This is a genomic window from Abyssibacter profundi (assembly GCF_003151135.1).
GTDB lineage: Bacteria > Pseudomonadota > Gammaproteobacteria > Nevskiales > OUC007 > Abyssibacter > Abyssibacter profundi.
In genome coordinates this window covers 152,603-177,407 of record NZ_QEQK01000006.1, presented here as the reverse complement: position 1 = coordinate 177,407, position 24,805 = coordinate 152,603, and the positions used below count along the sequence as shown (strand labels likewise).

Genomic DNA, 24,805 nt, shown 5'->3' with positions numbered 1-24,805 from the left:
GCTTAACGCGATCAAAACCCGAGTCGAACTTCAAAACGGCCGACTAGCGCCTCGTAGTCACGACTCGAGTCGGAGGATGTGCGCGACGCGTGCTCGACAGCCAGCAGCAGACCGAGCCGCTCCAATGCCTGCCAGTCTAGGGTGACTGAGGCCGACTGGATGTCGTCATCCAACTGACTGGCGGCGCCGGCGAACGCCCCCCCAGCTTCGAACTCCACCTCACGGCGTTCCAGCGCCACGCCGACCTGGGTCTTGTAAGACCAGGCCCAGTCCACACCGAGACGCAGCCCATCATCAATCGTCAGGTTGGCGTCTTGGAGTTCCGCCGAGTAGATCCTGCGGTACCCGCGCAGTGACACGCGGGTCTTGGCCGAGATCCGGCGTCGATACTCCAACCGCCCGGTGAGCCCTGAGTAGTCGCGAGTCGCGGTGGGTTGCTGCCTGCGCCGTGTGTACCCAAGCGTCCAGTCCAGGTCGGATAGCGCGGAGGGGGACCAGACAAGTTGCCCTTCCACACTCGTCTGCTCGTAGTCGGTTGCCAGATCCGTACCGGCAGGACGATTGGGGAACCGCCCGTCGGTCACCGACACGGATCCACCCAGACGGGATAGTCGATTGCCCTGGTAATAAATGCCGGCAACAGCGATTGACTCACGCAAGTCAAAGCCCGGGCTCGCCGCACCCGAGCCGTCGCGGCGATCATGTCGCCCCTCTAGCTCCACTCTCAACCGCGGGCTGAGGTTGTAGCCGCCAAGTGCGCGCACGCCCTGGCGACGCACGAATCCCGCTTCGGGGGTGCTGCGGTTGGCGAAATCATCGATTGCGCGCTCGGCCGTCAGCCCCAGCTGACCGTCAAACCGTCGCCCGGCACGCCAGGTCCAGCGCGCATCGAGATCATAGGCCTCATGGTTGAACCGACTGAAATGCCGGTACCGGACCGGCTCATAGACCGCCGTCAGGCGGGCAGCCTGGAGACCCGGATTGAACTCGGCTGTCAGGCCCAATGAAATCCGGGTCAAGGTGTCGCTACGCCGCTCAAACACGCCGTCGACGCCACGTTGTGTCCGCAACAGATTGGAGTCATGGGCGATGGAGGCCACGGCAAACGGCGACACATCCACCAACTGCGCATGAAGCGACCCGCTGACCCCGAGCAGCAGGCCACCCACAGCCGCGATTGCAAGACGACGCCGCACCGTCAGAACGCGTTCTCGTCCCTGGAGATCATCAGCGCGGTCATCAGGATGATTCGTACATCCAGCAGCGGCGACCACTCGCGGATGTACTCCAGGTCGTACTCGATTCGCTTTTCCATCCGATCCAGCGTCTGCGTCTCGCCCCGATACCCATTCACCTGCGCCCACCCAGTCACGCCCGGCTTGACCTTGTGCCGGGTCATGTAGCCCTGGATGGCACGACGGTAAAACTCGTTATGCGCCACCGCGTGGGGCCGGGGACCGACAATGGACATGTCGCCCTTCAACACCGTCCAGAACTGCGGCCACTCATCCAGCGACGTGCGACGCAAAAATCGGCCGACGCGAGTCACGCGCGGGTCGGCACGACTCACCTGCTCCACCTGCTCGCCCTCTTCCATGACCGTCATGCTGCGGAATTTGTGCACATAGAACCGCTCGCCATTGAGGCCGTAGCGGAACTGCTTGAAAATGATCGGACCGCGGGAGTCGAGCTTGACCGCGACGGCAATTGCGATCATCAGCGGGATGCTCAATACGAGCACGACGGACGCAAATACGATGTCGAACAGACGCTTGAGCATGCCGTCGACGCCGTAGAACGGCGTTTCAATCACCTCCAAGACCGGCACGCCCTGAATGTCATAAAACTGCGCCGACATCATGTTGAAGATGTACCAGTCCGGGACGTAGAACACCGAAGCCGTGGTGTCACCGAGCTCGTTGATCAGCGCAATCCCTCGTTCGAACGCACCTTCCGGCAGGCAGATGAACACGACCTCGACGCCTTGCTCGCGGACATAGTTTGCCGCACTGCTCACCGAACCCAGGTGCTGGAGGTCTGCCAACGGCCCGCCCGTTCGCGAGGGTTCACGATCCTCGAAATAGCCAATTAGGTTATAGCCGGCGGCCGGCGCTTTTGACAGGAGATTCCTGGCGGCATCGTTGACGAACAGAATGACCGCAGACCGGTTCCGTGCAATTCCCGGGAACAGACGCAACAGGCCGTAGCGGATCACCACGTGCACGGCAATGAACGCAATCGGCACACCTATAATCCAGGCAGCCAAGACCCGGCGCGACAGGTCAGAACCCAGCTCGGCGAAGAAACCGACCAGAATCAACGCCATGACGACGGCCAACCAGAGCCATAGCAGCCGCGTTCCTACCGATCCCGGTCGCCCCAGCTGCCAAGGAATGGTCAGCGAGATGCCCCGCATCAGGAACGTGGAGGTCATCCCCGAGAACAGAGCAGCCGCCTGATAAAGTCCGCCAAAACGGATCTGAAACGCGTTGCAGGCCAGCATCATCACGCCGTAAATAATCAGCGCGTAAGACAGCCCGTTGAGCACACCGGCGCGAGTACTGCGCTGTGCCATTCAAACTCCCATTTGTTTTTTTGTGCCGGCCAAGTGCTAGTGGTTCCAGCCCCAAAGCCCCGCCGAAGCCGGGGTGGGCCGCGGTTCGACAACGCTGCGTCTGCCGTCGCTGGCCCCTGCAGTGACAACCTCGCAATCATCGCAGACTCCGGCGGATTGCGTCACTATTAAGCCATCATCCTCGCAGTCCAGACTATGAATGCGCCTTTGAATCCGATTCCCGCCTCCGTTCCCCAGGGCGTCCAGCTCCCGGGCATCAGCCTGATGCAGATCCAGGCCATGCTGCTCGCACGCTGGAAACTGATCGTCGCATTCGGATTCGGGTGCGCGCTGCTCGCCGCAGTGCTGAGTAAACTGGTACTCCCCAAAACCTACGTCGCCACGGCCACTGTTCTGGTCGACTTCGAGGTGAACGACCCCTTGTCCGGTCGCGATTTCCCGGCACATCTGGCCGCCAGTTACATGGCCACGCAGATCGAGTTCATGCGCAGCCCCGAAGTGCTTATCCCGGCGCTCGAACGGCTTGGCTGGGCATCCGACCCCGAGCGACTCGACGGCATCCCCGATGCTGACAATCCGAACCTACGGATGAACTGGCTGCGCAATCAACTGGCCCAGCAATTGACCATCCGTCAGGGCGACGACAGTCGGTTCATCTACGTCAGCTTCACCGCTGAAAGCCCGGGCGAGGCCGCGGATGGCGCGAACATCGTCGCCAGAACCTTCGTGCAAGAACAGCAGGCACGCCAGCAAGGCCCCGCCCGTCAGCGTGTCGACCAGGCCGAATCCAAGCTGGCCAGCTTGCGTGAGCGCGTCAGCGCAGCCGAGGCCCAGGTTGCCCGGTTCCGGGAGCAATCGGGACTGATTGCATTGGATGGCGACCTGCGCGACGAGCAGTCGCGGCTGCTGGAACTCGAGCGACGCCTGTCCGAAGCCCGTGCACGCCGCCGCGAAGCGCAACAGCGTCTCAATTCTGCACGCAATGCCGACGCCACCGTGCTCGGTTCGAACCTGATCCAGAGCATGAAGCGGGAGGTTGCCGCGCTGGAAACCCGCCTGGCGGACCTATCGACCACCCTGGGGCCGCGGCATCCCGAGTACATCGCGGTGAGTCGTGAGCTGCTGTCGGCCCGTGCGCGCCTGGATACGGAAATCGATCACTACGTCGACAGCGCGCGCGCCGAGCTGGCCGCCGCCCGCCGCCAGGAAAACGGCTTGGCGGCCGAGCATGCCGCCGTCAAGGCGGCCATGCGCTCCGAGCAGTCCACCAAAGACGACGCGGCGCAGTACCTTCGTGAGCTGGCCACGGCCAAGCAGCTCTACCAGCAAGCCCTGCGGGAATATGACAAAACCCTGCTGGGTGCCGGCACCGAGTATTCCAACGCCAGTGTCTCCAGCCCGGCACAGCCCCCCCTGGAGCCCGACAGCCCCAAGGCCAAACTGAACACGATCATCGGCGGTATGCTCGGTGGCATGTTGGGCGTGGCCCTGGCGCTACTGCTCGAGCTACTAAACCGGCGGATTCGTTGCCGCACCGATCTTGAGCGTGACCTGGGGCTGAGCATTATCGGCGACCTGACATTGCCGCGTCGGCGGCATGTTCGCCTCCCGGGCTAGCCCGCCCGTTCGCATCAACGTTCGCTGATGAGCAACGCCGATAACGGGGCCACGGGCTGGCGGCCGGATACCAGCTTCTGGCAACTCTCCGGCGGCCTCGTGCTGGTTACGGTCGTATTCGCTGCCATCCCTGCGGGTTTCAACTGGCAGCCCGTGGGACTATCCGATGGCGAATCCACCAACCAGTTGCTCCGTCGCGTGCAATGGCTGCCGGTCTGGGCGCTAGCCGGTTGGATGATGCTGCGTCGGCGCGCGTTGCTTGTTCCTCTGCTGATTAAGGTCAACCCGTTTCTGGTCGGATTCTGTCTCTGGGCGGCCGCCTCGCTGAGCTGGGCCGAGGTCCCCAGTGGAACGGTCAACCGCCTCGCGCAGCTCGTTGGCTCCATCATGATCTGCGTAGCATTCTGCGTCGCCAGCTGGGGCCGATACCGGCTGGAGAGACTGACCCTGACCGCATTGACCGGCCTGCTGGTCGTCTCGCTGATCATGGTCTTCGCCCTTCCCCGCTACGCCGTCCACAACGACCCCACCTTGCGCGGGCTGTGGGCGGGCGTCATGTCCAGCAAGAATGAACTGGGCATCGTCTTCTCGCTGGGCCTGATGTTCGGCACCTTCGCCTGGCTGACGGGCTTGATCAGCCAGCGCTACTTCGGCGGTTTGCTGGCACTGGTCGCGGTCATCTCGGTCGGCGCCAGTTCGACAACGGCCACGATTACCGGCGTCATGGCGGCAACCATTGTCTGGCTCTCCATCCGCCCGCCCGTGGACCCCGCAGGCAACGCCCTGGCGCTGGTCCTTTTCGCGGTTCTGCTGATCGGCCTGCCCTATCTGGCGGCAACGCTGCTGTCCGGGCCGCCGACGGTGGTCGACATTCTGGGACCGGTCACCGAGGCGCTCGGCAAGGATATCTCGCTGACAGGACGGGACGATATCTGGTCGCGCGTGCTGATCGAAGCGCGGGAGCACCCGGTTATCGGCGGGGGTTACGGTGCATTCTGGCTAGGCCCCGGCGGACCCTCCGACTGGATTCACCAAGAGCTTTACTGGATTCCGTATCAGGCCCACAACGGCTACATCGACATTTTCAACGAACTTGGCTTTGTCGGCCTGGGCCTGGTGGTGGGATTCGTGTTGTGGCATCTCAAGCAGATCGGCCAGCTCTGGTGGATCGACCGTCCAACGGCTGCGGTACACCTGGCGCTGCTCATCTATACCCTGGTATCAAACATCACCGAATCCACGCTGTTCCGGCCGCTCACACTGCCCTGCACGCTGATTCTGTTCTCTTCGCTGACGCTCTCCCGAACGCAGTTGCAGCAGCACTTCGACCGCGCGCGGCCAGTCAGCGCTCCGCAAGCTGTCGCATCCTAGTCCAGCGCCGCGCGCAAGGCCTGCTCCAGGCGCCTCTGTCCAAAGGCAGCCGTGGCCTCGGCCCGTACGGCCTCTACGTCGAGACGCGCAACCTCGTCCGCCGCGACCCGGCGCACGAGCGCCGGCAAATCTTCGAAACTGTGGAACTGATTGAATTCGGAGCGGATATGCTGATACCAGGGCCGGTCACGAACCAGAACGGTGGCCCCATAGGAAATGGCATGGAAGAAAGAGCCGGAGGCAATCATCTCTGCGCTGTCGTGCAGCAGCAGGGTCGCCTTGCAGCGCTGGAGTAGAAGCGCCGCCTCTGACTCGGAAACAAAGCCGGGCATGACGCGAACCGCTGGACTCAGCCGGCGGCGGGCAATGATGGCATTGAGACGGTCGACGTAGCCGGCATCCTGCGCCTTGCCGACCAGCAGCAGCGGTTGCTCGGCGGGCCAGCAGTCCAGCAACTCATGTAGCCGCTTGTACTCGGCAATGACGCCGAAGACCAAGTAGCAATGCTCCAGCGCACCAAGCGATGCCGTAAATGCCGTCCCGTTCTCGGGCGCTGCCGTGGGGTACAGCGGATGCGGCACATACCGATGTCGCGCATCCCACCCTTCGAGTCGGGGCGCATGCACAACCACCCGGTCCGCAAGGCCACGCGTCCGCTCGACCAGCGCTCGTGTGGCCCGCTGAGCCGCGCCGGTCGTGTCATGGGCGTAGTGGTTATGCAGCACGAACACCAGTTGTCGGCAACGGCTTCGCACCCAGCGCAGCCAAAGGTTCACATACACCCAGCGTGGTAGCGACACCCCCCCACGGGCATTGAGCACCCGTATCTCCGGCCAGTTGATCACCACGCGGTCGTAGTGCTTCAGCGGCGTCTGGAGCATCGACTCCATGGTCATGGGGACAACCTGCAGGCCGAGCTGAGCATAGGCCGCGGCCATTGAGCGTTGGTAGACATTCACGGCATCCGGCTGCGGTGGATACACGTGGATGGCCCGGCCGGGGATGGACGAATGCGTCGGCGGATCTGCCGAATCGAAATGGCTCACTGGAATTGCCTGGGAAGCTGCGCTGTTACTCTATGCCATCTGCTGGCAGCGCGTCCCGCAAACGCGAGCCAGTTCATCTGCCTGCGCCCCACCCCAGCCATGCCCCACGGTAGGGCGCGATTGCGACCGGGATCGTCATTTGAGTCAGGGAAAACGGGTCATGCGTCATCAAGGCGGCGGTCGCGCGCTGCTGTCGGGGGCCATCATCAGCCTGGTCGACCAGGCAATGCTGTCGGCGACCAATTTCGCCATCGGGCTGTTATTCATCCGTCTTGCATCCAAGAGCGACTACGGCCTGTACGCCCAGTTCTTCGGCATTCTGATGCTGTCCCAGGCATTGCAGAATGCGGTCTCCAATGCACCGCTGATCTCGCTCGGTCCCAAGCTGCGTCAGCGGCGGCGGCGCAGCCTATCCGCCCATCTGCTTAAACTTCAAAGCCTGATCTCCGCGTTGGCGGCGGTGATCGCCGTCGTTGCCGTCAGCCTGCTGTCCGGCATGCTGAGCATCCCGGAGCTAACCGCCACGGTGGGCTATGGCTTCGGGGTGGCGCTGCTGGGCCAGTGGTTGCGCGAGTACGTCCGAAATTACCATTTCTGCCTGTTCCGCCCGGGGCTGGCACTGATCACGGACATGATCTATTCAGTCTGCGTCGCCACCGGGCTGCTGGCGGCTGCGCTAGGCGGCGTGTTCGGCACAGAAACGGTGCTTCTGACGCTGGGCGTTGCCGGACTCATCAGCGGCCTCGCGGGCCTTGTGCTGCTCGGGCCAAAACCATTCACCCGATCGCATGGCCGCGCCCGGCCGGCCTTGGGTCGTGCCTGGGACGTCAGCCGCTGGACGCTGCCGAGCGTGTTCCTGTCCTGGGTTTCGAATAACACCTTCGCATTCGTTGTGGCGGCGATTATCGGACTTGCCGCAGCAGCGGACATCAGCGCCGCCCGCCTCTTACTCATGCCAGCGGGGCTATGCCTGACGGCCTGGACCAAGGTGTTCGCCCCCCGGATGTCCAAGTGGTGGGGCCAGGGTGAACGCGACAAGATCCGCCAGCTGGCGCAGTACTCTGGTGTCGGGCTGATCACACTGATCGTGGGCTACACCGCCGTGCTGCTCATCGCGTTTCCGTTGCTGGAAGGCCTCCTGCTGGGGGACCGCTACAGCACTGCGTCCGGTCTCATTCCCCTCTGGGCGCTGTTTTTCTGCGTGAATGCTGCGCGGGGCATCGGCACCAGCGTGCTGGTCGGAGCCGAGCGGTTCAGGGATTTATTCCTGTTTGGCATTGCAGGGACCGTCGTCTCTTTGCTCGCCTCGATTGCAGGCACCTGGGCGCTGGGAACCGGCGGGGCGGTGATCGGACTGACCCTGGGCGAACTAAGCCTGTTGCTGCTGATCGCTACGGTGGGGCGCCAGCGCATGCAGGCATCAGCCCGCTAGACTAGCGTCGCCCACCACGGACTCGCTGCCAGGCCGAGCTGACAAGCAGCCGGATCACAACAGGCAGGTTGTCCAACAGATAGCGACGAACCAGGCGACGGGGGTCCTGCAGCATGCGATGCGCCCATTCCAGCCCCAGGCGCTGGACCAGCTCGGGCGCGCGTGCCAAATCACCGGTGGCAAAGGCGAAACTGGCACCGACCCCGACGATCAATGCTCGGGGGTGACGGCGACGCAGCATGTGTGCGACGTATTCCTGCTTGGGCGAACCCATCGCCACGAGGATGACATCCGCCGAACCCGCCCGGGCCAGCGCGGTGTCGATATCTGCCATCTCGTCGGCGCTGGGCGGAGTGCCGATCCACGGTGAGTAATGGCCCGCGATGACCAGCCCCGGATACATCCGGCTGAGCGCTTCTGAGGCACGGACCTCGTTGCCATTGACTCCACCGAGGAGATACATCGAGCGCCCTTGCTCGGCGCAGAGCGCCGCCAGATCGAACATCAGGCTGGACCCCGCGATCCGCTCGGGAATCGGCCTGCCGGCCAATCGCGATGCCCAGACCAGTGGCATGCCGTCCGCAATCATCACATCCGACTGGCGATAAAGCGTCGCAATCTGCGCATCGCGCCGTGCGCGGCTGAGGAAGTCCATGTTGGCAGTGACCAGCCAGGCACCCTGCCCCTGCGCCAGATCGGCCGACACCGCGTCAAGCAATGCCCGTCGGCTGCAGCGCAGGACATCCAAGCCCATCAGCCTCAGTGTCGATTCATTCAGCGCTGACAGCGCGCCGGTCGAGCAGGATTGAGCAGACACGCTAACCCGCTATCCGCTGCTTGCCCCGCCCCGTCAGGCGACGCAGCAGGCGGCCACCGACGGCGCGCAGACGCTGCCGCTGCCAGGCCTGTAATCCCTCACGGAAACCCGGTTCTTCAAACCGCGGTTCGCTCCGCAGCGCCGCATAGAAGTAGGCGCCAACAATCAGAAGCCCGCCGATGACATAAGGCTTCTCTGCCATGCGGAACAGGCCCGATGCCGTGGCATAGGCCGGGTGATACCCCATGAACCAGATGCCGCGCCCCAGACGGATGCGGCCCTTGTACACGTTCTTGTCGGAAGAGCCCATGAGCCTGTGGTGGAACAGCCTCGCACCCGGGTCCCGGATGGAACGGGTGGTCCAGCCATTGAGCCGGCATTTATGAATATCGATGCCATCCCAGAGGATCGTCTGGCTGAACCCGCCGATGGCTTCAAACGCCTCGCGTTTGTAAAACTTGAACTGGCCGGCAACCATCTCATCGATGATGTACTCCTCGACCAGGCTGTCGCCCTCGGGCCGGTACACCTTGCCAGACACCGCGGCCAGGCGATCATCCGCCTCCAGCGCTGCCAGCATTGTCTCGATATAGGTCGGGTCAAAGGACATATCGCCATCCAGCTTGCAGATGTAGCGATAGTCCGACTGCAGCTGGTCCCGGCCGAAGTTAAAGGCTTCGATCACCCCTGAACCCAGGACTCGCTGACCGCGGTCTGTCCGCCTGACCAGTCGGATGAAAGGGTACCGGGCCTGATAGTGCTCCACGATCTCCGGCGTATCGTCCCGGGATCCGTCGTCGACAATCAGCCATTCTTCAGGCCAGACGGTTTGCGCGGCCATGGCATCGAGCGTCCGCCGGATGTATTTGGATTCGTCCCGCACCGGCGAGACGATGGCGATGGCCGCAGTGGCGTGTTGATCAGGCAATGGTGTCTTCCAGGTAAACGGATCCGACAATGTCGACATTCTGCGCTCGCAATTCGTCAACCAGGGTGTGCGCATCGGCCAGGCGATCGTCATCCTTGCAGAGCACGATCACGGCATGGCCGACCACGGACGCGATGGCCTGGGCATCCGCACTCCCATCCACCTGGGTTGCGTCCAGCAGGATCAGCCCAGGTTGCTTGAGACCGCTGGTCAGCCAGTCACGAAAACGCGGATGCATGAGCCGCTCATTATTCGCTGCGCCCGTGCGCCCGCCAGGAATCAGCGTGAACTGGTCTAGATCGTCAAACCGGTAGGCCGTAAGTCGCTGATCGCCGGCCAACCATTCTGCCAATCCGACTGCATTGCTCAGGCCGTACAAACCGGCAGCCAGGCCACCCTGCAAGCCGACATCGACCAGACAAGTCGCGCGACCGGCGCGCGCGAGCAGCACCGCCAGATTGGCTGGCACGGCGCTGCGCCGCGTCGAGCGTCCAACGCTGACCACGGCCAATGTGGCGTGGTCACCCATGCGATCAAGCCGGGGCGTGAGCCGCGCCAGCAGGCTTCGGTAGCGTCGCGCCTCCTCGGAATCCGGCGCGGTGACGACCGTCAACGCATCCGCAGGATGCATCTCTGCCTGACGGATGATCGCGACCTGATCGACCGTGGCCGGTGGCCGGTGCCCATCGGCGCTGGGCGGCGCGCGTCGGGGAGCGACGGAAGCCTGCGCCCGCCCATCCGACGCGCCAGACCTGGGCGCCTCGGGCGCGGGCGACGAACGCGTCGGTGATGCCGGCCTGGCTCGCGATGGCTTGCGCGGGGTCGCCTCGGGAGGCGCGGTGTTTGAGGCACGGGCTGCCGCGGGTCCGGACGACTTGGCCTGTCGGTGCAGTCGGGCTTTCAGGCGTTGGGAATCCTGCTCGCTCGCCTCGGCATCAATCACACGGGCTGCGCCATAGCGAGCAGCCAACACGCCTCGGCGAATCCCCTTCGATTCGTCTTTGCTCATACCGCGGCCACCCAACCTGCACCGTGCTCACGGCACATCGAGACAAGAATCAGAACAAGCGCTCCTTCACAAAAATCACGTCATCCGGCTGCACGAAATCGGTCAGATCCACCGAGCGAGTCCGGGTCCTGCCCTGTTCATCGGACCGGCGCAGTTGCACGCGCGTCTCGCTCCCACGCTCGGTCAGACCTCCGCCGACCGAGATGGCTTGCATGACGGTGATGGGCTCATGCAGCGGATACGCATCGGGTCGCCGCACCTCACCATAGATGTAAAACTTCTGCGCCTCGGGCACGTAGATGGTATCGCCTCCAGCCACGTTGAAACCAATCGCGCCAGTGCCCGATAACAATTCATCCAGCCGCAGGTTGTAGCGCTGCTGCGCACCGCCGGCCTGACGCCGGACCAACGTGACCGTTCGCGCGCCCTGCTCGGTGATCCCACCGGCCATCGCCAGCGCATCGAGTACCGAAGTTTCTGATTCCAGCGGGAACCGACCCGGCGAGGCCACAGCCCCCAGCACCGAAATCTGTCGACTGCGAATCGCCTCGACTGTGAGGTTGACCTGCGGATTCTTGAGGTACTCGCCCTCTGCGTAGGCATCGGCAATCCGGTTACCCGCCGCCTGAGGTGACAGGCCGCCCACCACCACCCGGTCCACCAGCGGTAGGGTGATGCTGCCGTCGTCACCGACCACCGTTTGCGTCTCCAGATCGGGCTGACCGAACACGGTCACCCGCACGGCATCTCCTGGACCCAGTCCCTGGTTACCTCCGCCCAGGGCCGCACCCGGCAAGGTGGACAGCGGCTGGCGATCCGGCACGCTGGGGGGGGCGGGGTCCGGCATGACCCGGCTGGCAACAGCGGGACGCTGCACCTGGGCAGGCTGCGGCGCTGACGACCGTTGCGCGTGGGGCGGAGTGATCGGCGCGGTCAGGGGGAGCGTTGCCCGCTCGGGTGCCCGCGTCTCGTATGACGGCGGCCGATTGGTCCGCTCCTCGATACCCAGGCCGCTGCGCCGCGCGCGCGGACCGCCGATCACCCTGGACTCAGGCAACGCCAGCGGAGCCGGCGCGATATGCGCCCGACCGGCCGACGTCACAGGTCCGGCTGCCGGACTTGCGCCCCAACGCCCGGTCGGGTCCACATCCGGTGGTGGCACGCCATCCTGTCGGTTGCGTGGTGGTTGCGGTGGGGCTTGGACAGTGGCTGACCGCACCGGCAACGAGCCATCTGGGATGACGATGGTGGTTGGTGGTCGCGTCGCCCGTCGGTCGCCCGTGGGCGTGCGCGGGGTTGCAACCGCCTGCCCCGGCAGACTCGACCAATCTTCGTCGCTATATATTTCGACGCCCTGCGCGACGACCGGTGGTGCCGCAGCGCAGGTGGCCGCGGTCAGCACAAGTATTCCCAGCTTACGCGCGAGCGTCGGCACTAAGCCGCGTTGCATGCCCTGATCCATCATCCCTGCGTTGTTCGTCCAGCAGTACGACCACCCGGTGGCCAGAGACACCATCCTATCGGGAAATCCGGCTGTCCACCCGCAAGCCCCTGATTCTAACCCCCATTCGGCTTGCCATGGGGACAAACGGGCTGGCTCTCAAGACCTTGAACCCATTTTGTCAACCCCCAAATCGCTGTCATCCCCGGCACCCACCGGCGGAACCCAACCCCAGAGTCTTTGTTGGAGGACCATCATGAACATCAAGCACTATGAACCCGCTGGCGTTTTCAACGTATTGAGCCAGGAACTGGATCGTTGGATGGACGCCACCAGCGCCCAGGCTGCGGCACGCGCCTGGAGCCCGGCCGCCGATGTCGAGGAAACCGATGCGAACTACTTCGTACGCCTGGATGTCCCGGGGGTCGACCCGTCAGCCATAGACGTTAGCGTCGAGAAAAGCGTGTTGACCATCCAGGGTGAGCGCAGCGCACCCGCCGACGAATCCGGCCGGTTCACGCGTGTCGAGCGCCTCCAGGGCAAGTTCGCCCGGCAGTTTCGCCTGCCCGAGGTGGCCGATGACGAGGCCATCGAAGCCGACTATGCCCAGGGCGTGCTCACCGTACGCATCGCCAAGAAGCAGGCCAGCCAGCCGCGACAGATCGCCGTCCGCGTCAGCTAGCCTGCCCCCCATGCACGGCACGCCGGCGCCACCGGCTCCGGCGTGTCGTGCAGCCCCCCGTCACCAGATTGAGGTCACACCGTGAGAACCGACAAACTGACCACCCACTTTCAGCAGGCGCTGGCCGACGCCCAGTCGATGGCCGTCGGTCGCGATCATCCGCAAATCGATCCGGCGCATGTGCTGCTCACGCTGCTTGACCAGGACGGTGGCAGTGCCCGGCAGCTGCTGGCGCAGGCCGGCACCCGCATCGACGCCCTGCGCACGGGCCTCGATGGCCTCATCGAACAACTGCCGACCGTTGGCCAGGCCACCGGCGAGGTGCAGGTCAGTGGCGATCTCGGTCGCGTCCTGAATCTCACCGATCGACTGGCCCAGCAGCGCAAGGACGAATTCATTAGCTCCGACCTGTTTCTGCTGGCCCTGGTTGATGACAAATGTGCCGCAGGCAAGCAGTTGCGTGAGGCCGGTTGCACGGCCGATGCGCTCAAGCGAGCCATTGACGCGGTCCGTGGCGGCGAGCGCGTGGACAGCGCCGAAGCCGAGGGCCAACGTCAGGCGCTGGAGAAATACACCATCGATCTAACGGCGCGCGCCGAGGCCGGCAAGCTCGACCCGGTGATCGGACGCGACGAGGAAATCCGGCGCGTCATCCAGGTGCTATCGCGCCGGACCAAGAACAACCCCGCGCTCATCGGCCGCCCCGGCGTCGGCAAGACCGCCATCGCGGAGGGGCTGGCGCAGCGCATCATCGACGGTGAGGTGCCCGAAGGCCTGCGCGACAAGCGCCTGCTGTCCCTGGACCTGGGTGCCCTGATCGCGGGCGCCAAGTACCGCGGCGAGTTCGAGGAACGGCTCAAGGCCGTACTCAAGGATTTGTCCAAGCAGGAAGGCCGGATCATCCTGTTCATCGACGAAATCCACACCCTGGTCGGCGCCGGCAAGGCGGAAGGCGCCATGGATGCCGGCAACATGCTCAAACCGGCCCTGGCCCGCGGCGAGCTGCACTGCATCGGCGCCACCACCCTGGACGAGTACCGCGAGAACATCGAGAAGGATGCCGCGCTGGAGCGCCGTTTCCAGAAGGTTCAGGTCGACGAGCCCTCGGTGGAGGACACCATTGCGATTCTGCGTGGCCTCAAGGAACGCTATGAGGTCCACCACGGCGTCGAGATCACCGATCCAGCGATCATCGCCGCGGCGCGCCTGTCGCACCGCTACATCTCGGATCGGCAGCTCCCCGACAAGGCCATCGACCTGATCGACGAAGCCGCCAGCCGGATTCGCATCGAGATCGACTCCAAGCCAGAAGCAATGGATCGGCTGGAGCGGCGGATCGTCCAGCTCAAGATCGAACAGGAAGCGTTGAAGAAGGAGTCGGACGAGGCCTCGCGCAAGCGGCTGGATCTGCTTAAGACCGAGATCGCCAAGCTGGAACGCGAGTACTCCGACCTGGAAGAAATCTGGAAGTCGGAAAAGGCCAGCGTGCAGGGGGCTTCCTCCGCCAAGGAGGAGCTCGAGCGCGCTCGTATCGACCTGGAGCACGCCCGTCGCGCTGGAGACCTGACTCGTATGTCCGAACTGCAGTACGGGCGTATTCCCGAGCTGGAGCGGCAGGTCGCCCAGGCACAGGCTGCTGACGACGGCGGACAGCGCAAGTTCCAGTTGCTCAAGAGCCGGGTCACCGACGAAGAGGTCGGCGAAATCGTCTCCAAATGGACCGGTATCCCCGTGGCCAAGCTCATGGAGGGCGAGCGCGAAAAACTGCTGCAAATGGAAACGGTGCTCCACGAGCGTGTGGTGGGCCAGAACGAGGCGATTGCTGCGGTGGCCAACGCCATCCGGCGCTCGCGGGCCGGGTTATCCGACCCGTCCAAGCCGGTCGGCAGCTTCCTGTTCCTCGGGCCGACAGGCGTCGGCAAGACCGAGCTTTGCAAGACGCTGGCCGGCTTTCTGTTCGACTCCACCGACAACCTGATCCGCGTCGACATGAGCGAATTCATGGAGAAGCATTCGGTGAGCCGGTTGATCGGCGCCCCGCCCGGCTACGTCGGCTACGACCAGGGCGGCTATCTGACCGAAGCCGTACGCCGCAAGCCTTACTCGGTGTTACTGCTCGATGAGGTCGAGAAGGCGCATCCGGATGTCTTCAACATCTTGCTGCAGGTGCTGGACGACGGTCGGCTCACCGACGGACAGGGCCGGACCGTGGACTTCCGCAATACAGTGGTCGTCATGACCTCCAATCTCGGTAGCAACCTGATCCAGGATTTGTCGTCGGGTGATGAGGCCAATGATTACGCAGCCATTCGTGCCGCGGTCATGGAGGTCGTCCGCCAGCAGTTCCGGCCGGAGTTCGTCAACCGCATTGACGAGACCGTGGTCTTCCACCCGTTGGCCAAGGCGCAGATTCGCAACATCGCGCTGATTCAGGCCGAAGGGCTCATGGCACGGCTGGCCGAGCGTGATCTGACGCTGGCCTTTAGCGACGCTGCGCTGGATCGACTGGCCGATGCCGGTTTCGACCCAGTGTACGGCGCACGACCGCTGAAGCGGGCCCTCACCCAGTTGGTCGAAAACCCCTTGGCCAATCGCATCTTAAGCGGCGATTTCCCGCCCGGCTCGACCATCCACGTCGACGTGTCGGAGAGCGGCCTGGGTTTCTCGGCGGCCTGAGCATCGGGGKGGGGGTGGGGGTCGAGCCTATTTGCGGGCCCCCACCAACGCCCGGTCGTGTCGGAACTTCCTCATCAAGACGCCGAATTCCCCGCGCAGCAAATGTGACAGAGCATTCGCCAGCTTGCGGCGCCGTTGCGAGCCCATCGATTGCTGAAACACAAAGGGTTGCTCGGTCCATTCCAGGTGCTCGAATGGCTGGGTCAACTGAAAAATTGCTGTGCGCCCGCGGATCATCTCGACGAGCGTCCACCCAGGTTCCCGTCGCAGAAAATCCACCAGAATGCGCCCGGTCCAGACGTCGATATCGTCGATCATCATGTAGCCGCCCACGCGCAGGCGCGGTGCGGTATAGGCCCAATCAATCTGCGGAATGGGAAACCCGTGCCCGCCATCGATCAGGACCAAATCCAACGGCCCGTCGTGAGCAAGCTGCGGAAGCACGTCCTGACTGTAGCCTTGGTGAAACGCCAACTGAGACATGTCGAGCTGCTCGTCTCGCAACGCCTGCGTTACGGCATCCACCTCCGGGGCGGCAGGCGTGATGGCTGTGTGGACCGCACCGCGGCGGATCAGCTCCACGGTGGATCGGCCCGCCCCCGTCTCCAAAGTCCGGTCTCCGGGCTTTACCAGCCTGTCAAAGCATTCCACGACGGCCTCATCCAACGACCAATCGGCGCTACCACCATGGTGGAAGTTCTGGTGCATATGCTCATCCTATAAACGGTGATCTGTGGCTTGTCGTGGTTCGAGAGCGGGCGTCACCTCTAGGTCACACCGCCGGCAGCACTTTCACTTTGATGTAACTCAGCCGTCAGCTCTCTTCGATTCTTCACGCCGAGCTTGCGGTAGATTCGATGGGCATGGTTCGCGACCGTCGATGTGGACAAACCGAGGTCGCGGGCCATCTGCTTATAGGTCGTTCCCGCCGCCAGCTGTTCCGCGATTTCGCGCTCGCGCGCCGTGAGTCCGTCCAGGCGCTCAGGCTCCCAAATGCGGAGCAGTGTCAACTCGTTGAGATGCTCAGCATACACACGCAACCCATCGACGGAGATGGACGCCTTGTTCAGGTCATCCGGCAACTCGAACGGAAGGCGCCGCCCTGTCCACTTGGGATAGTGACGCTGCAACAATCTGCGGAATCCCCATTGTGCTTCCAACACGCCCCCTGCCGGGTCAACCACCGCGGATGGTCGATCCGCTAGGGCTGCACTGGGACGGGCCAGGCTCAGAAAATAGGCCTGTGATGCAGCGGCGACCATCGCGGGAGCCACCTGCTCGAGCCGTTCAGCGTCTTCGGAGGCAAAAGTGTGACGCGAGGACCGTGACAAGATGATCTCGGTCTCCAGTGCCAGCACCGGGTCAACCACACGAATACCGATGGCGTCACGCACGCCGTGCTGCCGCAACACCCGGCGGTAAACCCGCGTTTGTTCCAGGGCATCAGGTTGAGTGCTGAGCGCCAGTCCGCTGGCCGAATCGGGATGGGCCTGCATATGCAACTTCAACGGGTTGATGTCCGTACTGGACTCCCATGCCCGGGCGAACTGCGGCGTCAGATTCCAAACCGTCAGCGCATGCGCAGGCGCGCCAAGCTGACCGCGGCGCCAGATGGCCCCATCCGCTGCGAATGCGGCCGACACCATCTCCAACATCCAGGAACGATAGCGATCCGCCGGTTGCGCCAGGGCACCTTCGAACATCTCGGTCGCAAGACGCAAAAATTGCCCAGTATTTTTTAATCCTTTCATTGGGCATTTTTTATCCTATAGGTCTACTGGTGATTAGGCCATCGTATGGAGCATGAATCAAGCTGCTACTTGGATAGTCGCCACCGTGACCGCGCTCTTCGCCAGTGCGGCCTGGGCCGATGAAGCACCGATGCAGCCCGACGCTGCCACCAGCCCGTATCAGGTTCTGGTCTTCTGGGCGAGCTGGTGCGGTCGCTGCGACACGGTGCTGAAGGACATGGAGACGCTGCAGTCCGACGATGCGCTCTCAGGAGCAGCTATCAAAGCCGTGAACCTGGGCGATGGCGCGAGCGCTCGCGAGGCCCTGGCACGCAAGGGAGGGGACCGCCTGCAGCTCGTCGTGGACGGTCAAGCTTTGGCCGATCGGCTGCAGGTTAAAGCTCTGCCGTGGGTTGTCGTGGTCAATCAGTCTGGTGAGCCCGTATACGAGCCCAGCCGCCAAGCGCCGCCCAGCCAGGTCGCTCGATACGTTCAAATGGATCTGTCGCTGCGTTTGTAGGGATTACGCGACTGACAGAAGCAAAAAAGGCCGGTCTTGAGACCGGCCTTTTTTGTGACGCCAACGAAGCGGCGCTGCAACTTGCAATCGTGGTCGTCGTTACTGGAAGGTCTGGCGCACGCGGAAGTAATAATTGGCGTCGGCGTCTGTCTCGGCGTCCTCGCTCACGCCCGAGGTGGACAGCTCAACCGCCGTCCCGATTGCAGCCTCCAGCCCCCACGGCAGCGTTCCGGTCAATTCGGCGCCGATGTCACTCTGGCTGCGCGTACCGGTATCACGGCCGCCCACGTTCTGTTCGAACCGGCTCATCCCGTATTCCACGAAACTCCGCAGGCCGAGCTCCAGCAGATCAGCCACTGGATACACGGGCGGTTCCCACTGCAGACGCGCAACCGCGCCGCTGTCACCCACCGCCAGCCCGGGCAGTGATGCGTAGACGCTGCCAACACCGCCCAGCACCCATTGCTGCTGCTCGGGCAACGCGTCTTCCGTCCACTGACCGAACAACTCCAGCGTATAGCTGTGCCCATCCAGCTTGTAGTGACCACGCAGCGTGGGCCGTGCCAGCAGGTAGCCCAGGTCCGCAAAGGTCAGGGGTTCATCGTCGTCCCCGAAGCCCTTTTTGGCGGCCAGGTTGGCCTCCAGTTCGAACTGGCCCGCCTCCAGCAACCACGTGCGGGTATATCCCAGCGACAATTCGGCCGAGGTGTAGAGCTCTCGCTGGACCGGCTGGCCTGTGGCTTCGATATCCGTGGTTTTGTGGGTGCGCTCGGCCTTCACAAACGTCGTCACGCGTGACGCGAAGTCTGCATAAACCGGGTAGAGCCAGGAGACCTCCCCTTCAAGCAACTCAGCCTGCAATGGGGTGGACAACACGGTCTGGTCATAGGCCACGCGATGCCCGGCAATGGCAAAAACACCAAGGGGCGTGACATGCGAGTACGACAGCAGATGCTCGGCAAAGTCTTCTGACTGGTCGGCCTCATTCAGCCCGGTCAGGGCCGTGCGGCCGAAACCGGTGAACTCACCACCAGCAGCCGTCCCCCCCTGCACCATCACATCCAGAAAATGGCGCCCCACAAAGCGATTGCCGGGGTTGCCAAGCTCCAGATACACCGTGCCAGTTGGCCGCTCTGTCTCACGTTCACCCACCGTGAACTGCTGATCCTCAAAGCTGCTGCTGAAGTCGCGCCCCATGCGGTTGGCATGCAGGCTGGCCAGCGCGCGACGCGGCTCAAGATCCGTATCGCGGGGCACGGAATCCTTCAGCCCTGCGAAATACGGCATCAAGGCCTCGGGCGCCTCGACCGATTCGACTCGGCCGGGTGAGAGATGCACGAAGACGGTATCGCCCTGCCGGGCGTAGGTGAGCTGGCTGGCGGGATAGCCCGCCAGGTAAGCCGCACGCCCCAGCGCGCGCACGGCATCCGACAGGCTATCCGCACCCTCGACTGCGGCTGCAGCACGCTCCTGATTGAGTACGGTGCCATCGACCACGCGAATCGTGACGCCCTCGAACTGCAACGAATAGGCCGTCCCGCTGGCGGCAGACTGGATACTCTGCGTCGTGCCCTGCTCGGGTGGCAATGACGGTGGCACATCAATGGCCATGTTTCTCTCCTTCCTTGGAATTCGGCCCGCCGCGATTCCCGCGAGGAGCCCTCTAGTCAGTTGCGACTGACGAGTGGGGTTTGGCGTTCGATCTCTGGATCAAGCCGAGGTTGTCGCTCGAGCAGTCGGTGGCTGAGTGCTTCGGTCAGCTCCAGGATCTGGTCCAGCTCGGCGCGCAGCACGCCCAGCCGGCCGTCACCGGTCGCCCCGGATGCCTCACAGTCGATGTCATCACGCAATGTATCGGCAAAACAGCGGAGGTTTTCCAGCCGCGCACTAATCCCATCGACCAGATCGATTTCCTCGACTTCCATCGGGTTTTCAGACGCCATACCCACCCGCCTTAAATGGCAGCCGAATCGCTGCAATTGAGGTCTGCGCGCTCGCCAATGTCTTCGGTGAGGCCGCACAGCAGATCGGTGCCCGATTCACGCACGGCACTCTCGGCACCGGTCGAACCCTCGTCGGGATTGTTTGCAAGATCGATGGGAGGCTCACCGTCTGAGCCATTGCCACCGTCACCACCACCGTTGCCACCATCGCCACCGCCATTGCCGCCGTCGCCGCCTGCGTTGGTGTCGGTGTCATTAATCAGTCCCAGCCCCAGCGAATCCCCCTGACCGGAGCCATCGCCATTACCAACACCGATGCCCAGGTCACCGCCATTGCCGCTACCGTCGCCGTTCAGCACGCCTGCGCCGATGGTCCCACCGTTGCCGCTGCCATCACCGTTCAGGACACCCGCACCAATGGCACCACCATTGCCGGAACCGTCGCCATTGAGCACCCCGGCACCTAGCTGACCACCGTTTCCGCTGCTATCACCGTTGAGCACGCCGGCGCCGATCACCGAGCCGTTGCCAGAGTTGTCGCCGTTGAGGACACCAACACCCAGGCTACCGACGCCGCTGTTGTCACCAGAAAAGGCCGCCACACCAATGCCGTCGCTGGTACCGCTGTTGTCGCCGTTCAGCACACCCAGGCCAATCAGCGAACCCTGCGCTGCATCGTCACCGGACAGCACAGCCACGCCGATCAAGCCACCGGAGCCAGCATTGTCACCGGCCAACACGCCGACATTGATCAGGTCGTTCGCGCTGGTGACATCCTCGCCCGTCCCGATCCAGATGCCGTCATAAACCTCTCCGATGGGCAGCAGCGCCGCCAGTTCGGCGCCAACGGCATCCAATGACAGCAGCACGTCGCCGCCATACATGATGTGCAGCGCATCACCGTCATTCAGCAGCCCGATGCCCAGACCTTCGGCTGACTGGCCTGAGTTCTGGCCCGACAACACGCCCAGTGCCAACGCGTCGCCGTGACCACTGTTATCGCCATTGAGGACGCCAACGCCCAGCGCACCACCCTGGCCGGCATCCTGGCCACTCAGGGCAGCAAGGCCGAGCAGCTCGCCCGTGCCCGTGTTGTTGTCATTGAGAATGCCAATGCCCAGCAGACCACCGTTCGCGGCGTCAGAACCCGACAGCACGGCGGCACCGAGTAACCCATCATCACCGGTGTTACCGACCTGATTTCCACCCAGCAAAGCCACGTCGATGGTGTTGTTCTCGCCGCCCAGGCCCAGCATCTGTCCGAGCACCAGGTCAGCCAGCGGCTGGTCCACCGTGGAGTCACCCAACTGCAGCAGGACCGGATACCCGGAACCGTCCGGCCCGACCTCAAAAACGGAGAGACCCAGCAGCCCGTCAGAAGGCCCGTCGGCTCGCATCAGCCCCGGCAGGGGCGCGGTGGTGGATTCCGAACCCGAGGCGTGCAGGCCGCCCAGCAACGCCGCATTGGTACCCCGTAACGACGCGACGGTCGCTCCCAACAAGGGCACCGCACCGGCGGAGGATTGCTGTGTGGTCGAGACAGAGGAGCCGCCGCCTGACAGCGCACCGAGTAAATTGCCTACAGGCCCTGCCTGGGCCGCGGTGCTGGCCAAACAGGCTGAGATTGCAAAGGATAGGATGCGCATGGGGTCGCTCCGGTTTGGGATAGTCGACGCCATAGCACCACTTATGGTCGATCATCGGTATCGTAAGGCCTATGATCGTAAGAACTACGGTCGTAGAAACTACGACTCTGCAGTTGGAGCAACGTGCATGACCCAAGCAGCTGAGCCGATCACCTGGAATCAGTTTTTTGCGATTCAGCGATCCGCGATACAGCAGGGCATCGCCCCGGTCGACCCGGCGTCTCCAACTGATCTCGACACTTTTTCGCAGCTTGCCCAGCAAATGTGCCCTGCCCTGGGCATTGCGCAGATCAGCTGGGTGATCCAGGCCGAAGTGGATGAATGGGCTCGCGTAGCAACTTGGCCGGCTGAGTCACCGGGCGACACCGTCTCGCCGCAACACGTCGACATCGATGAGGATGGACGCATTCATCGGTTCACATTGCGGGCGCAGACAGCGGCCTGCCTGCCTGACCCGGACATCATGCTGGCGCTTTGTTCCACGCTGAAACTCGCGGTGGAACTGCATGGGCAGGTCGATATGCGGCTGGCCGACGCACGCAGCGGCGGTGAGGATCTCGGCCATGCATCGGTCGACCAAGACGGGCATGTCCTGTTCGCCAACCTGCGATTCCGCCAACTGATCCGGCGCGTCGAATCCGACTGGGATGGACGCCGTCTGCCCATGCCCTTGGATACCTCGCCGAATGTGCTGCGTCATGGCATGACCTGGAAGGGCTTGTTCTTCTACGTTCAGCCCAATTCGGCCCACATCCAGCTGCGCGTGCGGCCCGATCGTCGCCTGCCGGATTTGTCGCCCAGAGAGCTGGAAGTCGCACGGCTCATCGCGTCCGGCATGACCTTCAAGGAAGTGGCCCGCGAACTGGACATGGCGCCATCCACGGCCTCCACGCACCTGTACAAGGTCTACGACAAACTCGGCATTAGCCGACGCTCAGCGCTGGTGGAGTGGCTGAACGAAAACGCAGAGGCCCTGAACCGGCCACGGCAGGCCAGCAGCCGCGCCAGCTAGCGACAGCTGCCCTGCTCAGGGCCGAGCGCTGGCATTGCCTTGCACCCAGAACTGCTGAGGCACGCTGCGGCAGCGCTCGTCGATCATGCGATTGATCTTGTCTAACCCGGCCCGCAGTCGCTCGCCTTCCTTGGCGCTGTAGCCCGCCCGCATACGCGACTGCAGCTGAAACTTGCCCTGCTGGTACTGCCTGCAGCGCGATGCGTCACGGGCGGTCCAGCGGCGTTGTACCGTCTGCGATGGCCGCCGAGCGGAGCGATCACCCGGCAGACTGGAGCGGCTGGGTGTGACGGGGGCACTGTCGGGGCGCGATTCGATTTCCACCGTGCGTCCGTCCTGGCTGCCCGCGCAGGGTCGATCCTGGATCGACTGATGGCCGGCTGCGTCCCGACAGATATACGCCGTCGATGCCTCTAAGCTACTCGCCCAACCACCAACTAGCAGCAATGCGGCGAGTAGCCGCCCCCCTCTCATCGGCCCCTGCCTATTCGGTCGCATCCATCGCCCCCGCCAGCAGCTGGTTAAGGGTCGCGATATCGATGGGCTTGACCAGATAGCCCTGGACACAGTCGTAGCGGCTGGCTCGATCACGGTCAGCAACACCCTCCGAACTGGTGAGCATCAGAATAATCGGCCGCTGCTTCAGGCGACCGTGGGCCACCGCATCGGTAAAGGCATCCAGGAACTCAAAACCGTTCATCCGCGGCATGTTGATGTCCAGCAAAATGACATCAGGTGCGGGCACGGCGCCCACCGGAGCCAGATCACTGGCGCGCATCAATGCGTCCAGCGCTTGCCGTCCGTCCGCGGCGACCTCCACCGTGGCCTTGGGCTGATCATTCCGAATCAGGACTTCCGTGTAAAACTGGTCCGGTGCCTGATCCTCGACCAACAAGTAGCGGATGGGTTTCATTCGATAGCGAGTCCGTTGCGCGGCAGCCGCACTACAAATCGGCTGCCGGGATGGCAGGCATGGTAGCCAACTTCTCCCCCGCAACGCTCAACCAGCTTTCGGACCAGATACAGCCCCAGCCCGGAGCCACTGGCCAGATCGGGACGGAATCGCTCGAACAGGCCGAAAAGCCGGCCGACCTGTGCAGGTTCAACACCCACACCATTGTCCTCGACCGTCAATAGCAGCACATCGTCGACCTGCTCCAGGTGCACCTCGGCGAACGACTCCACGGCCGTGTCGGGATCGGCATAGACGATGGCATTGTGGATCAGATTATGTGCGATCTGACGCAGTGCCAGCGCAGACACCGGCCAGCCCCCGACCGGTTGCAGCTCGGCGATGAGTTGCACGCCGCGCTGCCGGGCCTCGTCCGCCAGTTCCTCGCAGACGGTGTCCAGCACGGCGCAAACATCCTGGGCCGGCTCTTCATGCGAACCGGCGCCCACCCCCGACAACGCTTCGATATCTCGCACCAGGTGTTTGGCCCGCTGGGCAGTCTGGTCAATTAATGCCAAGCCTTCACGCGCACGGCGGCCATCTCCCCGCTCCAGCAACAACTCAACAGCCTGAACGGTTCCCTGAATCGAGGTCATCGGGCTGACGAGATCATGGGATGTGCGATAGGCAAATTCACGCAGTTCGTGACTGGCCTCGGCCAGCCGCGCGCTTTCCACCTCCCGGGCAGCGAGACTCGCACGACTCCGCCGCACGATGGGCCTGAAAATGAACAGGCCTTCGAGCAGCAGCGTGAGCAGCGTCAACGCCCAGAACCAGATTTGAAGGCGATCAATCCTCGCCACGGCTGCATGTGCGTTGGCCTCGTTCAGCGCCACCACTTCGTTCAGCAGATGGAGCAGTTGTGTGGGCGCTTCGGAGAAAATCGGCAACGAGGCTTCGTTCAGGACCCGGTCATCCGCGACCTGCCGTGCCTGAGCCACATACTGGCGAATTTGCTCATCTAGAGACGGCTGGCCGCTGAAATAGGCCGCAAGCACATTGTCTGCCACGGGCACCGGAATACCCCGGTCTGCATTGCCGCGGGAGAGATCCAGGTGGCTTTGCAAAAACTCATCGGCCGCTGACCGCAGTGCTTGCTGCGTCGAGGCCTGCACGCGCCCCAAAATGCGCTCCTGGCGCAGACGCGTCGCCATGAGCGCCACTCGCTGGCTCAGCATGCGCTGCCGACCACTGATATTGATGACCGTAGCGCTGGCCGCCGCTGCCTCAACGGACCAGCGTTTGACGACCAGATGGGCAGTTGCCAGCAGCGCCAATAGACTGAGCGCCACAACGTAGCCGCGCGTGTAGGTTGTCAGCGCACGCCGCCCGGAGTCCGCCTGTCGATGAAATATCCCCTCGTTCATCCCGCGTAATCTAGCCCGGTTCGACTGAGCGCAGTGTAAAG

The 24,805-nt window shown here is 63.5% G+C and carries 22 protein-coding genes; 7 read left to right on the top strand and 15 right to left on the bottom strand.

The window, feature by feature from the left end:
* Positions 1–11: 11 nt before the first annotated feature.
* Both DEH80_RS08510 and DEH80_RS08505 read right to left on the bottom strand, forming a co-directional pair.
* Positions 12–1,196: a hypothetical protein gene (locus DEH80_RS08510; protein WP_133249176.1), complete on the bottom strand. Its 1,185-nt coding sequence runs from the start codon at positions 1,194–1,196 to the stop codon at positions 12–14.
* A gap of 2 nt (positions 1,197–1,198) precedes the next feature.
* Positions 1,199–2,575, bottom strand: coding sequence for an undecaprenyl-phosphate glucose phosphotransferase (locus DEH80_RS08505; RefSeq protein ID WP_109720066.1), 1,377 nt, complete (start codon positions 2,573–2,575; stop codon positions 1,199–1,201).
* Positions 2,576–2,770: 195 nt separating this feature from the next.
* Here DEH80_RS08505 and DEH80_RS08500 point away from each other — a divergent pair, with 195 nt between their 5' ends.
* Positions 2,771–4,192 carry a GumC family protein gene (locus tag DEH80_RS08500; RefSeq protein WP_109720065.1) on the top strand — a complete coding sequence of 474 codons (1,422 nt, stop codon included), beginning with the start codon at positions 2,771–2,773 and terminating at the stop codon, positions 4,190–4,192.
* Between the two features lie 27 nt (positions 4,193–4,219).
* Entirely contained in the window at positions 4,220–5,563 is a 1,344-nt protein-coding gene (locus tag DEH80_RS08495) for an O-antigen ligase family protein (protein ID WP_109720064.1), read from the top strand.
* Here the strand turns inward: DEH80_RS08495 and DEH80_RS08490 are convergent.
* On the bottom strand, positions 5,560–6,609 hold the full coding sequence (locus DEH80_RS08490; RefSeq protein ID WP_109720063.1) for a glycosyltransferase family protein: 1,050 nt from the start codon (positions 6,607–6,609) through the stop codon (positions 5,560–5,562). The two genes, DEH80_RS08495 and DEH80_RS08490, sit on opposite strands and share 4 nt — an antisense overlap.
* 160 nt (positions 6,610–6,769) lie before the next feature.
* Here DEH80_RS08490 and DEH80_RS08485 point away from each other — a divergent pair, with 160 nt between their 5' ends.
* Positions 6,770–8,041 (top strand): lipopolysaccharide biosynthesis protein, encoded by a 1,272-nt coding sequence (locus tag DEH80_RS08485; protein ID WP_109720062.1) that lies wholly within the window; start codon positions 6,770–6,772, stop codon positions 8,039–8,041.
* Between the two features lies 1 nt (position 8,042).
* Here the strand turns inward: DEH80_RS08485 and DEH80_RS08480 are convergent, their stop codons facing one another.
* Genes DEH80_RS08480 through DEH80_RS17570 form a run of 4 tightly spaced genes read right to left on the bottom strand, consistent with a single transcriptional unit; the run spans position 8,043 to position 12,245 of the window.
* On the bottom strand, positions 8,043–8,858 hold the full coding sequence (locus DEH80_RS08480; protein ID WP_133249175.1) for a WecB/TagA/CpsF family glycosyltransferase: 816 nt from the start codon (positions 8,856–8,858) through the stop codon (positions 8,043–8,045).
* 1 nt (position 8,859) lies between these two features.
* The gene (locus DEH80_RS08475; RefSeq protein ID WP_109720060.1) at positions 8,860–9,825 is read right to left on the bottom strand and encodes a glycosyltransferase family 2 protein; all 966 of its coding nucleotides are present in this window, start codon (positions 9,823–9,825) and stop codon (positions 8,860–8,862) included.
* Positions 9,779–10,795, bottom strand: coding sequence for a P-loop NTPase family protein (locus DEH80_RS08470; protein WP_109720059.1), 1,017 nt, complete (start codon positions 10,793–10,795; stop codon positions 9,779–9,781). Before DEH80_RS08470 ends, DEH80_RS08475 begins: the two co-directional genes overlap by 47 nt.
* Positions 10,796–10,844: 49 nt before the next feature.
* A complete protein-coding gene (locus tag DEH80_RS17570; protein WP_243412777.1) occupies positions 10,845–12,245 on the bottom strand; it encodes an SLBB domain-containing protein in 1,401 nt (466 codons plus the stop codon).
* A 247-nt stretch (positions 12,246–12,492) separates the two neighbouring features.
* On the opposite strand from DEH80_RS17570, the gene DEH80_RS08460 reads away from it, so the two are divergent.
* Positions 12,493–12,918, top strand: a complete 426-nt coding sequence (locus tag DEH80_RS08460) for an Hsp20/alpha crystallin family protein (RefSeq protein WP_109720058.1) — start codon at positions 12,493–12,495, stop codon at positions 12,916–12,918.
* Between the two features lie 81 nt (positions 12,919–12,999).
* Entirely contained in the window at positions 13,000–15,594 is a 2,595-nt protein-coding gene (clpB, locus tag DEH80_RS08455; RefSeq protein WP_109720057.1) for an ATP-dependent chaperone ClpB, read from the top strand.
* A 27-nt stretch (positions 15,595–15,621) separates the two neighbouring features.
* Here clpB and DEH80_RS08450 read toward each other — a convergent pair whose 3' ends face one another.
* A complete protein-coding gene (locus DEH80_RS08450) occupies positions 15,622–16,302 on the bottom strand; it encodes a class I SAM-dependent methyltransferase (protein WP_109720056.1) in 681 nt (226 codons plus the stop codon).
* Positions 16,303–16,361: 59 nt separating this feature from the next.
* The gene (locus DEH80_RS08445) at positions 16,362–17,345 is read right to left on the bottom strand and encodes a response regulator transcription factor (protein WP_109720055.1); all 984 of its coding nucleotides are present in this window, start codon (positions 17,343–17,345) and stop codon (positions 16,362–16,364) included.
* An 85-nt stretch (positions 17,346–17,430) separates the two neighbouring features.
* On the opposite strand from DEH80_RS08445, the gene DEH80_RS08440 reads away from it, so the two are divergent.
* On the top strand, positions 17,431–17,844 hold the full coding sequence (locus DEH80_RS08440) for a TlpA family protein disulfide reductase (protein WP_165831373.1): 414 nt from the start codon (positions 17,431–17,433) through the stop codon (positions 17,842–17,844).
* Positions 17,845–17,943: 99 nt separating this feature from the next.
* On the opposite strand, the gene DEH80_RS08435 is transcribed toward DEH80_RS08440, so the two are convergent.
* The 3 genes from DEH80_RS08435 to DEH80_RS08425 are packed head-to-tail and all read right to left on the bottom strand — an operon-like array spanning position 17,944 to position 21,433.
* Complete coding sequence (locus DEH80_RS08435) at positions 17,944–19,455, bottom strand: ShlB/FhaC/HecB family hemolysin secretion/activation protein (protein ID WP_109720053.1); 1,512 nt, start codon at positions 19,453–19,455, stop codon at positions 17,944–17,946.
* 56 nt (positions 19,456–19,511) lie between these two features.
* Positions 19,512–19,787 (bottom strand): hypothetical protein, encoded by a 276-nt coding sequence (locus DEH80_RS08430; protein WP_133249174.1) that lies wholly within the window; start codon positions 19,785–19,787, stop codon positions 19,512–19,514.
* Between the two features lie 11 nt (positions 19,788–19,798).
* Entirely contained in the window at positions 19,799–21,433 is a 1,635-nt protein-coding gene (locus DEH80_RS08425) for a beta strand repeat-containing protein (protein ID WP_165831372.1), read from the bottom strand.
* A 127-nt stretch (positions 21,434–21,560) separates the two neighbouring features.
* Between DEH80_RS08425 and DEH80_RS17320 the strand changes: the two genes are divergently transcribed.
* Positions 21,561–22,445, top strand: a complete 885-nt coding sequence (locus tag DEH80_RS17320; RefSeq protein WP_165831371.1) for a helix-turn-helix transcriptional regulator — start codon at positions 21,561–21,563, stop codon at positions 22,443–22,445.
* Between the two features lie 15 nt (positions 22,446–22,460).
* Here DEH80_RS17320 and DEH80_RS17565 read toward each other — a convergent pair whose 3' ends face one another.
* The 3 genes from DEH80_RS17565 to DEH80_RS08405 are packed head-to-tail and all read right to left on the bottom strand — an operon-like array spanning position 22,461 to position 24,764.
* Positions 22,461–22,919, bottom strand: coding sequence for a DUF4124 domain-containing protein (locus DEH80_RS17565; protein WP_279323121.1), 459 nt, complete (start codon positions 22,917–22,919; stop codon positions 22,461–22,463).
* 10 nt (positions 22,920–22,929) lie between these two features.
* Positions 22,930–23,358, bottom strand: coding sequence for a response regulator (locus DEH80_RS08410; protein ID WP_109720048.1), 429 nt, complete (start codon positions 23,356–23,358; stop codon positions 22,930–22,932).
* A complete protein-coding gene (locus DEH80_RS08405; protein ID WP_109720047.1) occupies positions 23,355–24,764 on the bottom strand; it encodes an ATP-binding protein in 1,410 nt (469 codons plus the stop codon). Before DEH80_RS08405 ends, DEH80_RS08410 begins: the two co-directional genes overlap by 4 nt.
* Positions 24,765–24,805 lie beyond the last annotated feature (41 nt).

Excerpts from the sequence above, each read along its gene's own strand:
- DEH80_RS08500 (WP_109720065.1), top strand. The coding sequence starts at position 2,771 with ATGAATGCGCCTTTGAATCCGATTCCCGCCTCCGTTCCCCAGGGCGTC.
- DEH80_RS08475 (WP_109720060.1), bottom strand. The coding sequence starts at position 9,825 with ATGTCGACATTGTCGGATCCGTTTACCTGGAAGACACCATTGCCTGAT.
- DEH80_RS08430 (WP_133249174.1), bottom strand. The coding sequence starts at position 19,787 with ATGGCGTCTGAAAACCCGATGGAAGTCGAGGAAATCGATCTGGTCGAT.
- DEH80_RS17320 (WP_165831371.1), top strand. The coding sequence starts at position 21,561 with ATGACCCAAGCAGCTGAGCCGATCACCTGGAATCAGTTTTTTGCGATT.
- DEH80_RS08445 (WP_109720055.1), bottom strand. The coding sequence starts at position 17,345 with ATGAAAGGATTAAAAAATACTGGGCAATTTTTGCGTCTTGCGACCGAG.
- DEH80_RS08470 (WP_109720059.1), bottom strand. The coding sequence starts at position 10,795 with ATGAGCAAAGACGAATCGAAGGGGATTCGCCGAGGCGTGTTGGCTGCT.
- DEH80_RS08450 (WP_109720056.1), bottom strand. The coding sequence starts at position 16,302 with ATGCACCAGAACTTCCACCATGGTGGTAGCGCCGATTGGTCGTTGGAT.
- DEH80_RS08435 (WP_109720053.1), bottom strand. The coding sequence starts at position 19,455 with ATGGCCATTGATGTGCCACCGTCATTGCCACCCGAGCAGGGCACGACG.
- DEH80_RS08505 (WP_109720066.1), bottom strand. The coding sequence starts at position 2,575 with ATGGCACAGCGCAGTACTCGCGCCGGTGTGCTCAACGGGCTGTCTTAC.
- DEH80_RS08460 (WP_109720058.1), top strand. The coding sequence starts at position 12,493 with ATGAACATCAAGCACTATGAACCCGCTGGCGTTTTCAACGTATTGAGC.
- DEH80_RS08495 (WP_109720064.1), top strand. The coding sequence starts at position 4,220 with ATGAGCAACGCCGATAACGGGGCCACGGGCTGGCGGCCGGATACCAGC.
- DEH80_RS08410 (WP_109720048.1), bottom strand. The coding sequence starts at position 23,358 with ATGAAACCCATCCGCTACTTGTTGGTCGAGGATCAGGCACCGGACCAG.
- DEH80_RS08425 (WP_165831372.1), bottom strand. The coding sequence starts at position 21,433 with ATGCGCATCCTATCCTTTGCAATCTCAGCCTGTTTGGCCAGCACCGCG.
- DEH80_RS08405 (WP_109720047.1), bottom strand. The coding sequence starts at position 24,764 with ATGAACGAGGGGATATTTCATCGACAGGCGGACTCCGGGCGGCGTGCG.
- DEH80_RS17565 (WP_279323121.1), bottom strand. The coding sequence starts at position 22,919 with ATGAGAGGGGGGCGGCTACTCGCCGCATTGCTGCTAGTTGGTGGTTGG.
- DEH80_RS17570 (WP_243412777.1), bottom strand. The coding sequence starts at position 12,245 with ATGCAACGCGGCTTAGTGCCGACGCTCGCGCGTAAGCTGGGAATACTT.
- DEH80_RS08485 (WP_109720062.1), top strand. The coding sequence starts at position 6,770 with ATGCGTCATCAAGGCGGCGGTCGCGCGCTGCTGTCGGGGGCCATCATC.